The following is a 14,567-nucleotide window of genomic DNA, read 5'->3' as shown; positions in this document are numbered from 1 at the left end:
TAGTTTTGTTTGTCTGTTTTACTAAAAAAAGTATTAACTTCTAAATACTGCCGACTATGGACTGAAGACTATTGACTTTTTTACCTCGTTAAGCGATAAATTAATAAGGCTGTTCGTTGCGTAAGAGTAGGGTATTCTTTCAAATTGATGGTTTCTCCTGGGGCGTGAGCACCTCTGCCCGAAGCACCCAAGCCATCGAGACATGCAACATATTGAGCAATATAAGAAATATCACCTGCTCCACGAGAACCTGGGTCGCCAGCTTTTACAGGCCCTAAACCCATGTCTTGACTTGTTTTGTCGAGTACAGCCAAAAGTTTATTATTAGCCTCGGTGGGTTCCATGGCAGGAATTCCGTCCGAAAATTTTATTTCAGAAGTTGTTCCATTCAGGTTTTTCGCTGCAATGTATTTCATTTTAACTCTTGCTGCATCTTTTTGGGCTTCTGTTAAAAACCTTAAATCGCCTGTTACGACAACTTTTTGAGCTACAATATTAGTTTTGCCAACAGAAGTGCCTTTGGCTTGTGTAGGGTCATAATTTACTTCTGTTCCTCCTACAATTACACCAGGATTAAATGTCAAATATTTTTCTTGACTCAGCGACTCACGAAATTCGTCTAAGATTCGAGCGGCTTCATAAATTGCCCCATAACCCATGTTTTTATTAAAAACACCAGACGAGTGACCTGTTTTTCCATGTGTAACCAACTCCCAACCACTTGCTCCACGGCGAGCAGTAGCAGCAATATCAAAACTTTGGGCAGTTTCATAAGCTAAAGCAACATCACATTGTTTTGCTCTATCAATAAAATCTTTTCGACTAATACTTGAAGGTTTTCCTGCACTTTCTTCGTCGCCTGTAAAATAAATCGTGATAGATGTATCATCGAGTAAACCTTGTGCATGAAGTGCTTTCAGTGCAGCAATGACCATTACATCGCCGCCTTTCATGTCATTTACCCCCTGACCTGTTGCAGTTGAGTCTGTGAGGCGAGTAAAAGGTCCTGCGGGCATTGATTTCTCAAAAACAGTATCTAAATGACCAATCAAGAAGAGTTTTTTGCCTTTATTTCCTTTTCGGTAAGCTACTAAATGCCCAGCACGATTGAGTGAATCGGGAAGTGAAACCCATTCGGTTGTAAAACCCATTGCATCAAATTCACTTCTGAAAAGTTGACCGACTTGACGCACGCCTTCGTGGTTGAGTGTTCCACTATTGATATTGACTGCATCAATTAAGAGTTTTTCGGTTTGGGGCATATTGGTTTTCACATACTCAATTACTTTTTTCTCAACTGTACTCAATGACTGAGCTTCAGAATTAATGTAGAATGAACAATTTAGAACGGTCGCCGTAGCGATTAGGAACGTGATGAAGTATAGTTTTTGTTTCATAATCAATGTTTTATAGTAAGTGTAAAAAATATGTAATTCTCAAAGATAGCGTTCTTTCAGGATATTGAGGTGATGTAATTCGTGCCCAGTAATGAGCCAAGCCATTGCTCCTGCTGAATAATTAATATTATTTGCTTTGCCGATGCGTTTCAATTCTTTTGTTGTAAGAGTTTTGAATAGCATAATATTGGCTTTTCTAACGGCTTTGTATTGCAACAAAAGGTTTTTAAGTGATTGTTTCTCAAAATTTGTTGCTTTTACATAATCTTCTTCTTCAAATCCAGGCAAAGATTGTTTTTCGCCACGGGCGATGCACAAGGCACGATATGCCAAAATTCTTTCGGTATCAATAATATGTCCGAGTACCTCAATTGGTGTCCATTTTCCTTCGGAATAGCGATAATGTAGCTTTTCAGCAGGAATGTTTTTATAAAAGTTCTCCACAACTGAAATATTTTCACGTAAAGTTTTGAAGGCATCTTCACCCGTAACTGCTTGAATATAACGGTATTGGAACGAAGCTACGTTGTACTCGTTTTCTGTTGGTCGAGAAATTTTCATGTTTTTTTTGTTTAAGACTTGACACACAAATATAATAGTTGTACCTTTGCACCACGTTAAACAAACAGAGAAATATTTTTTAATGTTTTAAGACGCAACAGTACAAACGGTTTGGTAGTTCAGTTGGTTAGAATACCTGCCTGTCACGCAGGGGGTCGCGGGTTCGAGTCCCGTCCAGACCGCAGTTAAATTACGTAAAGCACTGATATTCAGTGCTTTACGTGTTTTTAGGGATTCCGTTTTGGTACTAAAATAGCCTTATTTTTATCATTAGATATTATTAAAATATATTAGATGATATTACATTGAGTACCCGTTTTAGTACCGTAGAACTCTGACTTTGTAAGGGTATGTTTGCAGAAACATTAACGCAAACAGTACATGAACTCATTATTTGTCAGTTATTCGCTACGGTTCAACCGAAAAAACAAGTTAAATTCTAACGGTGAAGCACTAATTCAGATTAGAATGTATCTCAACGGTCAAACACGGTTTTACTCCACAGAAGTCTATGTGAAGCCCTCCGACTGGAACGACAAAAAAGACGTTCCCAAAGACCTATCGCTACACCGAAAAATAAATCAGTTACTCTACGAGCTTTCAATCTTTGAAGCCGACTACCGCAAAGAGCATCATTCATTCAATCTCAATCATTTTGAAGGGTTCGGCAAGCCCATCGTTGAAGCTATTCCTATAAACACTTCGTTTACTACATTCATGGTAGCACAGCACGAAGCGGAAAAGGTATTGAATCAACCTTCGTGGCGTGATAGAAAATTGACAATTACACTTTTTAAGGAATACAAGCCCGAAGTTGCATTTTCAGAGATAAGCTACTCACTTATTGAAGGTTTTGAGTTTTTTTTGCGTGGAAAACAGCTACATACTAATACAATAGCCAAACACCACAAGCACTTTAAAAAATATATTCTACGTGCTATCAAAGGCGATTTTATCAATCACAGAGGAAATCCGTATTCTGATTTTAAAGTTAAGAAACAAGAATCAAAATCAGACTTTTTGACCGAAGAAGAAATGGAGCGTTTTGAACAACTCACATTTGATAAAACACAAGTATTTCAAGAAAAAGTGAGGGATATGTTTCTTTTTGGTGCTTATACAAGCCTTCGATTTAATGATATTTATAAACTGAAAAGAAGTAATTTTTTAGAAGAATCAGATGGTTTGACATTGTTATATGTGGCAGGAAAGACACTTAAAAAGGGCAATCTACCATTAGGAATATTGTATGGAGGTAAACCCGAAATCATTGCTAAGAAGTATATGGCGTTGGACGATAGAAAAACACTTTTTAAAGGCTTGACTAACCCAAAGGTCAATAAAGTGCTTAAAGTACTGGCAAAACAAGCCAAAATACCCAAAGCGATATGTTTTAAAGATGCACGGGATACATTTGGGACATTAGGAGAGGTTAAAATAGATTTTCGACTTTTACAGGACATTATGCAACATAGTAAGGCTGAACAAACACTTAAATACGCTCACATAAATAATAAAAGACAGAAATTATCTAAAATTAAGTGGTAAACATGGAAGCATTACAAGGAATTGATAACAAAGAAACCCCCACCAAGAAAGGCAGGGGACAGTATGAGCGTAAAGCAAGGGGGGGGTATAAAAAGCATAAGTTGGAAAAGAAAGTAACAGTAAAATTTTACTTGAATAAGCGAGTGAATTTTAATAAAATGATTGATAAGTCGGAAGAAAATTATCCATTTACTCCATGGTATCCTGTTTATGTTCAAATTACATTTAATAGGAAAATGACAAATATTAGAAGTGCAACGGAAGCGTTATGTTCCAATGATGAAGAATTTAAAGAAATGTTAGAGGAGGAAGAAACTAAAAACCTTTTTGAAAGAGAAAGAAAATTTATCGAATTTAATTTGACGGATTATTATAATCATTACTTAGCAATAACTAAAAAGAATTTGGGTAATACGGCAGAAGAAGATATTGAATTGTTTACTGAGAATTCATTCGATTTGAAAGACGCTCTACTTGGTTTTTCTTATGCCGATTTTGCGTTTAATAAAGAAATAGATAGAGGTCTAAAATTTGAATTGAAAAATTTTGCAGTAGAATTAGCATTAAATGAGATTAGAGAACAGACAGGTAGAGAAGAACTCAATGAAGATGAAAGGGCAGAATTTAACAATTATTATCATGCAATTCAATATTCGATAGAAGCTCCAGATTGTAATATAAGTGCCTTAGAATTATTAAATTTTTTTGAAATGAGAAAACCCGTATTTCAACAAATGCGAGTAAGGTTTCCGTCCGAAATATGGCATTTTAATATATTTTATGGTTTACTTAGGTCAAGTGGAACAACACCTTATGCTGAACTTGATGCAACAATCTTAGATTATACAGAGGGCGATTTAAAAGCATTTTTTTTATCTTATTTTATCCATACTAAAGAAAAAATAGATAAGATATTTATTGATATTGATTTGCTAATCAAGAATGGGACATTTTAATAAAATAATATATTTTATTAAAATGTATTTATTATAAAAACTATTTAATACTATTGTCTATTATTTAATCATAATAGACAAATGGAATCATACGTACACCCCACCGAAAGCCCTAATTTTGCGGAAAGAATCCTTACAGAATTAGCTGAAATCAAGCAAAGACTTGATACAAACACATCTCCTCCTGGTCAATCGTCAGACCGTTATTTTTTACCCAAAGAAGTTTGTATTACCTACGGCATCAATCGCCAAACGCTTGAAAAGTTTTTCAAAGCAGAGTTACTCACGCCCCTCCGTTTCGCTCCCAAAAGCCGTAAAATCTACATCGCTGAATCAGAAATAAAACTGATTTTCAAATCTCAATTACCCAATCGACTAAACTAAAAAATGCCGTGATGTTGGAAGCATCACGGCATTAAAAATTTTTCTTGGCAGAACTTTGACAACTAAACAGCACAAATACATTGAAAACAGTACAAAAATATGGAAAAAACTGAAAACAAAGCTAAAAAAGGCAAAAAAAATCATTTTGATACTGTATTTCATCAAGTAGAAAAATACTTAAATGATTTTTACGAATTGCGTTATAATCTCATTAAATGCGAAATAGAGAGTTCACCGAAAGGGAAAAATGAGTATAGTCAAGTAAATGAAAATTCCTTATACGTTGAACTTAGAAAAAAAGGCGTTAGAATCTCAAAAGATGATTTGAAATCTATCCTTAAAAGTGAGTTTACACCACGTTACAACCCTATCCAAACGTATTTTAATAATCTTTTGCCATACAACCCCGATAATGAACCCGACTACATTAATAAATTAGGTAGCTATGTAAAAACAGACGAACATGAAGATTTTATTAGCCACTATAAAAAATGGTTGGTGCGTTCAGTTCGTTGCGGATTAGACGATACTTATTTCAATAAACAGGCTTTTATCTTAGTTCATAATAAACAGAATAGCGGTAAATCTACGTTCTGCCGATTCCATTGCCCCGAAGCCTTACAAGACTACATAGCGGAAGAAATTAGCACCGATAAGGATGGTTTAATACTTTTAACAAAGAATTTTCTCATAAACTTGGACGAGCTTTCAACGCTTCATAAATCCGAAATAAACTCCTTAAAAGCATTTTTTACGAAACTTTGGGTTAATGTGCGTTTGCCCTATGATAGTAAGAATAGTAATATCGCTCGAAAAGCAAATTTCATAGGCTCTACAAATAAAGGTCAATTTCTACAAGATGAAACAGGCTCGGTTCGCTGGTTATGCTTTGAAATTCAATCAATAGACTGGAATTATAGCAAAGAAATAAAGATAGACAACGTTTGGAGGCAAGCGTTGTATTTATTGCGTTCTGAAACATTCAAATATGATTTGACAGTAGGGGAAATTGAAGATAATGAAACCCGAAATATGAAGTTTCAACAGCTTACCAATGAAATGGAACTTGTTACAAAATACTTTGAAAAACCAAAATCAAAAACAGACGGCGATATTGAATTTATGCAAGCAAATGATGTTATGGTTTACTTACAGCAAAATTCGGGAATTAAGGTGAGCCGTGAATATGTAGGCAGAGCTTTGTTAAAATATGGATTTGAAAGGGTGCAAAAATATAATGGAAAATTTCAAGTTTGGGGCTATAATGTTGTTAAGACCAATCTTTTGAACTTTATAAATTTGTCAAATATTCTTACTTAGTTACTTAGTCAAAATGCAAATCATTGATAATCAATTGTTTAAAAACTATTTTTACTAAGTAAGTAGATTTTTTTATACTTACTTATACTTACTTAGTTACTTATTGAAATGACGGCAAGAAAGAAAAAGAGGGGGTGGTTTTGCTCCCCAAAAATGCGAAGCAAAACTTATGTATTTTCATGTCAAAAATGACACGAAAAATTGAGTTTTTAGATAGAAAAAGTAGATTTTATTTTTCTTTCTTGCTGTCAATTTTTAGATTTTACTAAAATAGTTAAAGTACTGATAGTAAGGTATTTATAAAAACAAAATTCGCCTTTTTTTATCAATTCTCATTTTTATTAAAATAGTTAAAATCCTGATAGTAAGATGTTTACGAAAACACTAAGTAAGCGGTTTTAAAATTTTAACTTACTTATTTTGTACCTACTTACTTACAAAAACGAGCCGTAAATATTTGATTATCAGTAAGTTATGAACGAAAAATGCCAACTAAGTAGGTAAGTAAGAAAATAAGTAGTATTTGAGCAAATAAAATAAATTATGAAAACAGCCCAACAAATAGCCCAATTAAAGCAAATTTCAATCGTCAATTATCTACGAGAAAAAGGCTTTAATCCAGTAGCAAAAAATGGTAGTGAGTATCTTTATCATTCGCCACTACGCCAAGATAGTACACCGTCATTTAGTGTAAATCCTACTATGAATATTTTTAATGATTTTGGTAGAGATTCTGACAATGGAAGTATAATAGATTTAGCGATGAAATTAGAAAAAATAAGTTTTCCCGATGCTTGCCAAATACTTGAAAATATGGATTACAAAAATGAGAATTTGCAAATTCTTTCTCTTTCTTGCCGTCAAACCTCTAATTGTGGCGGTATAAGCTACGAAGTAAAAGAAAACAGGGATTTAAAGCACCCTGCATTAATCCGCTACGTAGAAAGTCGTAAAATTAGCTTTCAGACCGCTTTTACTTTCCTTCGTGAGATTCATTACACCAATAGCAAAGGGAAATTCTTTGGAGTAGGTTATCAAACCGATGGTGGCGGTTATGTTGTCAGAAGTGAAATAATGAAAAAGCCTATCAATTTGGGCAAAACTGACATCAAAACGTTTGTCGTGCCTAATAGCAAAGCGGTTTCAGTCTTTGAAGGTATATTTGATTTCCTTTCAGCCATTGAGTTTTATAAGTCAAAACCACGATGCACGGCAATTATTCTAAATTCGCTTTCTAATCTATCCAAAGCAATGCCACTAATAGAACAAGCGGAAAAGGTTTACACCTATTTAGATTTAGATGCTAACCATGCAGGACAAAACGCAACCCAAAAGCTAAAAGACAAAGGTTTTAATGTCAATGACCAATCGAGCGTATATACAGGTTTCAAAGATTTTAATGAGTTCTTGGTTGCAGGCACAAAACCACCCTGATACAATGTAGGCACATAAAACTTTTTGGGATTATTGGTTAATCTTTTTTGACTAACCAATCACAAAACCACCCTGATATAATGTAGGCACAAGTTTGGTGCATTGTAGGCACATAAATATCTTGCAAAATGTAGGCACATAAAACGTGTAATGTAGGCACATAGACAGTACGCAATGTAGGCACATAAAATGTGCATTGTAGGCACAATGATTTTAGCTATAATGTAGGCACAAAACAAAGTATTCATTCACACAAACGCCGATAGGCATAAACATTTCACACAAAATGGCTTTAATAACAGCGATTATCAATTTCAAGGGTGGGGTAGCTAAAACCACAACAACCATAAATTTAGCCTCAGGGTTAAAGAAACTCAAAGAACGTGTTTTGGTAATAGATACCGACCCACAAGGAAACGTAGCGGTAAATCTACAAGGTACAGAAGACATTATTTTAGATTCAAAGGTATTGACAATTAGTGCTTTGTTCCAAGATAGTAGGATTGACCCTAACAAGGCAATTATCAAAGGGGAGTATTTTGATTATATCCCTAATAATTTGTACGCATATCAGCGAACACAAGGATTGAGCGACTACCGACTATTGAAGCAAATTATTGATAAAGTCAAGCACAAATACGACCAAATTATCATAGATACACCTCCTTATCTTGGTTTTGATGCTATAAATGCCATTTATTCAGCCGATGCCCTTATGTTGGTAACTGATTTCTCGAAAGCAAGTTTAACAGGTGTACAAATTTTGGTTTCTGTACTTGATAAATGGCATGAAAAGAACATTGCTAAAATATTTAGAGATAAGCCCAAAACAATTTTGTTCACAATGCACCAACCTAAAACGCTATTGCACCGTGAATTACTCGAATCGGTAGAAGATAGCAAAGCAGTAGGTATGGGAATCATGCTAAAAGAGCGTATTCCACGACTTTTGAAGGTGGTAGAAGATGGATATGATGGTATACCTACCGTTATAGCTAATCCACGTACTAAAGTAGCCACAGAATACAAAAGTTTAGCTGATACTTGGTATTTTGCCAGACAGATGGGGCAAATTGTAGGAAGCAGATACATTGTAGATGTACCAAAAGGTTTATAAAATGGCAAAGAAAAGCAAATTAGGTGGGTATAAGTTTGAGAAACTAACCCAAATATCAAATGGCTTAATCATTCCAACAGGAAACGATACTCGCCCAAAAGAGGCAGAATCCCCAAAAACGGCTATTTCTTCTTTTGTTGAGCCAAAAGTTAAGCCGATAGTGCCAATGACAAAACAACCTGTAAAGAAAAGTCACAATTTCAAGAGAATAGATATAGATTCCAACGCATTTACACCAATGACAAACGTTGTGCCTACTATCAATCCTATGAATGTGCCTACAAATAAGGTTGTTGTTGAGTCAGAAGAAAAACCAAAATTCAAAGGTTTATCACGTAGAGCAAGGCAACGCATCACACCTGAAGACTTGGATATGGTAGAGTTCGGAGCATTGCTAAACAAGCAAGAACGAATCACATACTTGGCTGTTAGAGGTTGGTCGCTGAAAGTTGAATCAAGAGGAAATGGATTCTATCACTATGCAACACGGTACATAAACCGAAAGAAAAAGCGTTTGTACTTAGGTTCGGTCATTGAGGAAATGTAGGCACAAGAAACGTACAATGTAGGCACAACTACTGTACATAATGTAGGCACAAGAAATGGACATTGTAGGCACAATGTCCATTTCTTGGTTAGTTGTATTAAAAAACTATATTTGTAAAATTATGACTCATGGAACAAATCAATAATTTAGGAAAAATGCTCACTCCATACCAAGAAGCAAATCGTTATATAGCAAATGCTAAATTAACTTTAAAACAAAAAGCTGGTAAGAAAGATGGTGAATATGCCGATATTGAGTATGTCCAAATAGCAGCACAAACGGCTTATGTTGGTGTTTTATTGGCGATAGACGAGTATTTATTGAGAAAAGAAGGTAATAAGTTCTCTAAACCCAAAAGTATTGAAGAATATCGCACACGTATTGCCAAACTAAATAAAAATTTACTTTCATTGCTTAATGAAGCATACGGAGATTTATATATTTGCTTGTACTATCATGGGATTCCATCGGTAAGAGTTATGAATAATGGTTTAGGAGTAGCACTTGAAATTATAGAGTACATTGCCGACTAAGCTAAGTAGTAAATTTCACAACTTTTGCATTCACTAAGTACAAAAGGGACTCATAATTAGCTTAATCAACCCTTGATGCTGTTCTGGCTACAAAAACGTTTTCACTGAAAGCATTCATTTTGAGTGTTTTTTTGTTTAATCTCTACAATTGATATTAATTCCCCTCAAATTCTACTATTTTCTTCAAATATCCCCTATTTTTGCGGCATTACATTTCCTATAAAAAATTCTGACCCTAACATGACTGCCGACCACTTAGATTTGACTTCAACTGATTTAGTTTCTCAGAATATTGATAAAATTGCTGCCCTTTTTCCTAATTGTATCACCGAAACCGCCAATGGTAAAGCCCTTGATTTTGACCTACTTAGACAAGAACTAAGCGACCAGATTATTGAGGGCAACAAAGAACGCTACCGACTCGAATGGCCAGGCAAACGTGAAGCTATCGTAACGGCTAACTTACCTACTACCAATACTTTACGCCCCATTGAAGCCGACTCGGTGGCGTTTGACACGACCGAAAACTTGTATATTGAAGGTGATAATCTTGAGGTACTAAAGCTACTACAAGAAAGCTATTTAGGGGTAATAAAAATGATTTATATTGACCCACCATACAATACAGGAAACGACTTTGTTTATAAAGACAACTACGCCCAAAGTACCGAAGATTTTAAAGTTGATAGTGGTTTGATTGACGAATACCGCCAACGCCTCGTAGCAAACCCCGATACCGCAGGACGCTATCACTCTGACTGGCTTAGTATGATGTACCCACGCCTGAAACTCGCTCGTAATTTACTCACTGATGATGGTGTAATTTTTATTTCGATTGATGACCATGAAGTCCATAATCTACGAAAACTTTGTGATGAAATTTTTGGAGAAAATAATTTTGTGGCAAATATTATTTGGGAAAAAAAGTTTGCCCCATCAAATGACGCTAAGTGGTTTTCAGATAATCATGACCATATTTTAGTATTTGCAAAAAATAAAGATTTATTCAGACCAAACCTTCTTGAACGAAATTTAGAAACCTTAAATAGGTACAAAAATCCAGATAATGATTTTAGAGGTGCATGGGTTTCGGGAGATATGACAGTAAAAACTTATAATGCTAATTATGATTTTGAAATAATAACGCCTTCTGGTAGAAAAGTTTCGCCACCGAAGGGTATATGTTGGAGGTTCTCTAAAGAAAAAGTATTTGAGTTAATCGCTGAAAACAGAGTTTGGTTTGGAGAAAATGGAGACAACGTTCCTCGATTAAAAAGGTTTTTATCTGAAGTAAAAGATGGTGTCACACCATTGACTATTTGGTATCATAAAGATGTTGCTCATAATCAAGAAGCTGCACAAGAGTTAAGAAAAATTTTTGAAGGTGAACAATATTTTGAAACTCCTAAACCTATACGCCTATTAAAAAGGATAATTCAATTAGGTGTTAATAATAACGACCTAATTCTTGATTTCTTCTCAGGTTCAAGTTCAACAGCTCATGCCGTTATGCAGCTCAATACCGAAGATGGCGGCAACCGAAATTTTATCATGGTACAAGTACCTGAGCCAACCGATGAAAAAAGTGAGGCTTTTAAGGCAGGTTATACCAATATTTGTGAGATTGGCAAAGAACGCATACGCAGGGCAGCTAAGAAAATAGCAGAAGAGCAAACATCAAAACGCACAAAACAAGCAACTGAGATTGAATTTGAGCAAAAAGATGAACAACACCTTGATTTAGGTTTCAGAGTTTATCGTTTGGATAGTTCCAATATGCACGAGGTTTATTACAAGCCGCAGCAGTATAGCCAAGCATCGCTCGATATGTTTGCTGATAACATCAAGGCAGACCGTAGCCCACAAGACCTTTTGGCACAGATTATGCTCAATCTGGGCTTACCGCTTTCGCTAAAAATAGAAGAGAGTTTGGTTCTCGAAAAAAGAGTTTATCGAGTTTTGGGCAATCAGTTAGTAGTATGTTTCGATAAAGGCATTGATGAAGCCTTTGCGAGAGCCATCGCTCAAGATTTTCCACAAAAATTGGTGTTTAGAGATGCTTCATTTGTGAGCGATGCTGCCAAAGTAAATGTAAAGCAACTATTGAAGCAACTGAGTCCAGAAACCCAAATGCGAGTAATCTAAGCCGATGAAACTACAATTTAAAGAACAAGATTTTCAGTTAGAAGCCGTAGCTTCGGTTGTTAGTTGCTTTGCAGGACAAGAGAGCATAGATAAAAAATTTAGCTTTGAACGCAGCCAAGATTTACTCCGAAAAGCCCAAAATGCAGCCAAAGGCTTAGGCGATTTATACGAAAACGATATTAACGAAAGCATAGGCTACCGCAATAGTCCTATAAATATTACGGAGCAGCAGTTGCTCGAAAATATTCGTAGCACCCAACGAACGTTCGATTTGGTAGAAAGCCATACTATTGAGCGACCACAAGGCATTATATCAGGCTATAACCTAACCGTAGAAATGGAAACAGGTACAGGCAAAACCTATACATATATCCGCACTATGTATGAGCTTCACAAGCAATATGGCTGGAGTAAATACATTATCATTGTGCCAAGTATTGCCATCAGAGAAGGTGTTTATAAGTCATTTGAGCTTACCCAAGAACATTTTCAAGACGTATTTGGTCAGAAGATTGTACCTTTTATTTATAATTCGAGTAGCCCACAAGACATCGAAACTTTTGCATCCGAAGCCCGAATCAGCGTAATGATTATCAATACGCAAGCATTTAATGCACGAGGAGCAGATGCCCGACGAATTTACATGGAACTCGACCAATTTGGTTCTCGTCGTCCGATAGAAATTATAGCCCAAACCAACCCCATCATTATTATTGACGAGCCACAATCGGTTGATGGTGAGCAAACCTTGCAATCTATGCAAGATTTTAAGCCATTATTTACTCTTCGTTATTCGGCTACGCACAAAGTAGAGTATAACAAAATTTACCGACTTGATGCCCTTGATGCTTATAATAAATTTCTGGTTAAGAAAATTGCGGCTAAAGGTATAGTTTTTAAAGGCTCAATGGGTCGGTCAGGATATTTGTATTTAGAACAAATTTTGGTCAGTACCGACAAAGCTCCATTAGCATTGGTTGAGTTTGAAAAAAGAACAAACACAGGCACAAAGCGAGTAAGAGAAAAATTAAAACGAGGCGATAGTTTGTTTGAACTTTCGGGCGGAATGCCTCAATATGAGCATTATGTTATTCAAGAAATTGATGGAAATTTCAATAGAATTGAGATACACGGTCAGGTTATTAATGTAGGCGAAGCATTGGGCGATGTAAACGAAACTGATTTTCGGAGAATCCAGATTCGAGAAACCATCAAATCGCATTTGAAGAAAGAAAAGGTACTGTTTTCGAGAGGAATAAAGGTTCTGTCGTTGTTTTTTATAGATTCGGTAGATAAATACCGAGTCTATAATGAGCAAGGAGAAGAATCTTTGGGCGAATATGCTGACATATTTGAACAGGAATATCGAATGGCGTGTACTGATATTGCCGAGCTTTTTAATGAAGATTATGTGCAATATATTGATACAAACAACCCCAGCAAAGCCCACAAAGCCTATATGCCCAAAGATGAGTTTTTGGAATATATCAACCGTGATGCAGCCAACCAAATACATAGTGGATACTTTTCGATTGATAAAAAGAAAAAACTCGTTGACCCAAGTACCAAACGAGGCAAAAAAGGTGAAGAAGCAGCCTCTGACGATATTTCAGCTTATGACTTGATTATGAAAGACAAAGAACGGCTATTGAGTTTTGACGAACCAACCCGTTTTATTTTCTCTCACTCAGCCCTCAAAGAAGGTTGGGACAATCCAAATGTGTTTCAGATTTGTGCCTTAAAACACGTAGAATCAGGTTCTCAAATTCGTCGTAGGCAAGAAGTAGGTCGAGGGATGCGTTTATGTGTCAATGTTCATGGTATCCGACAAGATTTTGATACCATAGGCGACCAAGTACATGATATAAACAAGCTAACGATAATAGCTTCAGAAAGCTACGAAGATTTTGCGAAAGGCTTACAAAACGAAATAGCTGCTTCATTAAAAGACCGCCCACAGAAAGCTACTGAGGAGTTTTTCATAGGGAAAATGATTGCGAATGACCGAGGCGAAGAAATAAGAATCAGCAAAGAAACGGCTAATAAACTGAATAAGTTTTTGTATAAAAAAGATATTCTTGATGATGACAATAAAATTACTCCCGAAGGTAAAAGCATCATTGAAGCAGGTAAAATGCCATTGCCTGAAAACTTAGAAGTATTTCGACCAGCTATTACTCATTTATTAAAATCGGTATATTCGGGCGAAATACCAAAACCAGAGAATGATAGAAAAACTAAAGAGCCAATAAAACTAAATGCTAATTTTGCTAAGAAAGAGTTTCAGGAATTGTGGGCAAAAATCAATTTTAAATCCATTTATACCGTTGATATTGACTCAGAAAAATTGATACAGGATAGCAAAATTAATATCAATGCAAAACTTCACATTGCCGACCGAACTTATGAAGTAAAAGAAGGCGAATTGACCGAAAGCTCAAAAGAAGATTTGGAAAATCTGAAAGGATTTGATGCACCAACACGCATGACTATAAAGCTCAAAACCAATGTTTATAATGATGTAAGGTATGCGAATTACGGGTTAATACTTGCATTATTTTTATTTTTAGTATAACAAAAAAACTAAACTATCAGTTTTTCCATTAGAATTGAAGTAACATTAAA

12 protein-coding genes and 1 tRNA gene are annotated in these 14,567 nt (G+C 35.5%); 11 read left to right on the top strand and 2 right to left on the bottom strand.

The genetic code is table 11. The features are described 5' to 3' along the window. Window positions 1-80: 80 nt before the first annotated feature. Together ACH2CJ_RS00535 and ACH2CJ_RS00530 are read right to left on the bottom strand one after the other, a co-directional pair. Window positions 81-1,397 (bottom strand): M20/M25/M40 family metallo-hydrolase, encoded by a 1,317-nt coding sequence (locus ACH2CJ_RS00535; RefSeq protein WP_394990111.1) that lies wholly within the window; start codon window positions 1,395-1,397, stop codon window positions 81-83. Window positions 1,398-1,436: 39 nt separating this feature from the next. Beyond that, complete coding sequence (locus ACH2CJ_RS00530) at window positions 1,437-1,958, bottom strand: DinB family protein (RefSeq protein ID WP_394990110.1); 522 nt, start codon at window positions 1,956-1,958, stop codon at window positions 1,437-1,439. A gap of 108 nt (window positions 1,959-2,066) precedes the next feature. Here ACH2CJ_RS00530 and ACH2CJ_RS00525 point away from each other — a divergent pair. The 11 genes from ACH2CJ_RS00525 to ACH2CJ_RS00475 all read left to right on the top strand — a co-directional run bounded on the left by ACH2CJ_RS00525 (window position 2,067) and on the right by ACH2CJ_RS00475 (window position 14,517). Further along, window positions 2,067-2,140: transfer RNA gene (locus tag ACH2CJ_RS00525), tRNA-Asp, on the top strand. Window positions 2,141-2,339: 199 nt separating this feature from the next. After that, window positions 2,340-3,506 (top strand): site-specific integrase, encoded by a 1,167-nt coding sequence (locus tag ACH2CJ_RS00520; RefSeq protein WP_394990109.1) that lies wholly within the window; start codon window positions 2,340-2,342, stop codon window positions 3,504-3,506. Window positions 3,507-3,508: 2 nt separating this feature from the next. After that, complete coding sequence (locus tag ACH2CJ_RS00515; RefSeq protein WP_394990108.1) at window positions 3,509-4,462, top strand: hypothetical protein; 954 nt, start codon at window positions 3,509-3,511, stop codon at window positions 4,460-4,462. An 81-nt stretch (window positions 4,463-4,543) separates the two neighbouring features. Beyond that, window positions 4,544-4,846 (top strand): hypothetical protein, encoded by a 303-nt coding sequence (locus tag ACH2CJ_RS00510; RefSeq protein ID WP_394990107.1) that lies wholly within the window; start codon window positions 4,544-4,546, stop codon window positions 4,844-4,846. A gap of 99 nt (window positions 4,847-4,945) precedes the next feature. After that, window positions 4,946-6,166, top strand: a complete 1,221-nt coding sequence (locus tag ACH2CJ_RS00505) for a VapE domain-containing protein (protein ID WP_394990106.1) — start codon at window positions 4,946-4,948, stop codon at window positions 6,164-6,166. A gap of 543 nt (window positions 6,167-6,709) precedes the next feature. Beyond that, a complete protein-coding gene (locus ACH2CJ_RS00500) occupies window positions 6,710-7,600 on the top strand; it encodes a toprim domain-containing protein (protein ID WP_394990105.1) in 891 nt (296 codons plus the stop codon). Window positions 7,601-7,886: 286 nt separating this feature from the next. Then, the gene (locus ACH2CJ_RS00495; protein WP_394990104.1) at window positions 7,887-8,717 is read left to right on the top strand and encodes a ParA family protein; all 831 of its coding nucleotides are present in this window, start codon (window positions 7,887-7,889) and stop codon (window positions 8,715-8,717) included. 1 nt (window position 8,718) lies between these two features. Continuing rightward, a complete protein-coding gene (locus ACH2CJ_RS00490) occupies window positions 8,719-9,264 on the top strand; it encodes a hypothetical protein (protein WP_394990103.1) in 546 nt (181 codons plus the stop codon). Between the two features lie 128 nt (window positions 9,265-9,392). After that, complete coding sequence (locus tag ACH2CJ_RS00485; RefSeq protein WP_394990102.1) at window positions 9,393-9,797, top strand: DUF5618 family protein; 405 nt, start codon at window positions 9,393-9,395, stop codon at window positions 9,795-9,797. Between the two features lie 240 nt (window positions 9,798-10,037). Beyond that, entirely contained in the window at window positions 10,038-11,942 is a 1,905-nt protein-coding gene (locus ACH2CJ_RS00480; protein ID WP_394990101.1) for a site-specific DNA-methyltransferase, read from the top strand. Window positions 11,943-11,946: 4 nt separating this feature from the next. Then, the gene (locus ACH2CJ_RS00475; protein ID WP_394990100.1) at window positions 11,947-14,517 is read left to right on the top strand and encodes a DEAD/DEAH box helicase family protein; all 2,571 of its coding nucleotides are present in this window, start codon (window positions 11,947-11,949) and stop codon (window positions 14,515-14,517) included. Window positions 14,518-14,567 lie beyond the last annotated feature (50 nt).

The sequence above is a fragment of the Emticicia sp. genome (assembly GCF_043780375.1).
Classification (GTDB): domain Bacteria; phylum Bacteroidota; class Bacteroidia; order Cytophagales; family Spirosomataceae; genus Emticicia.
Note: the sequence above shows the minus strand (reverse complement) of the source record. Positions and strands in the feature narration are given on the sequence as shown.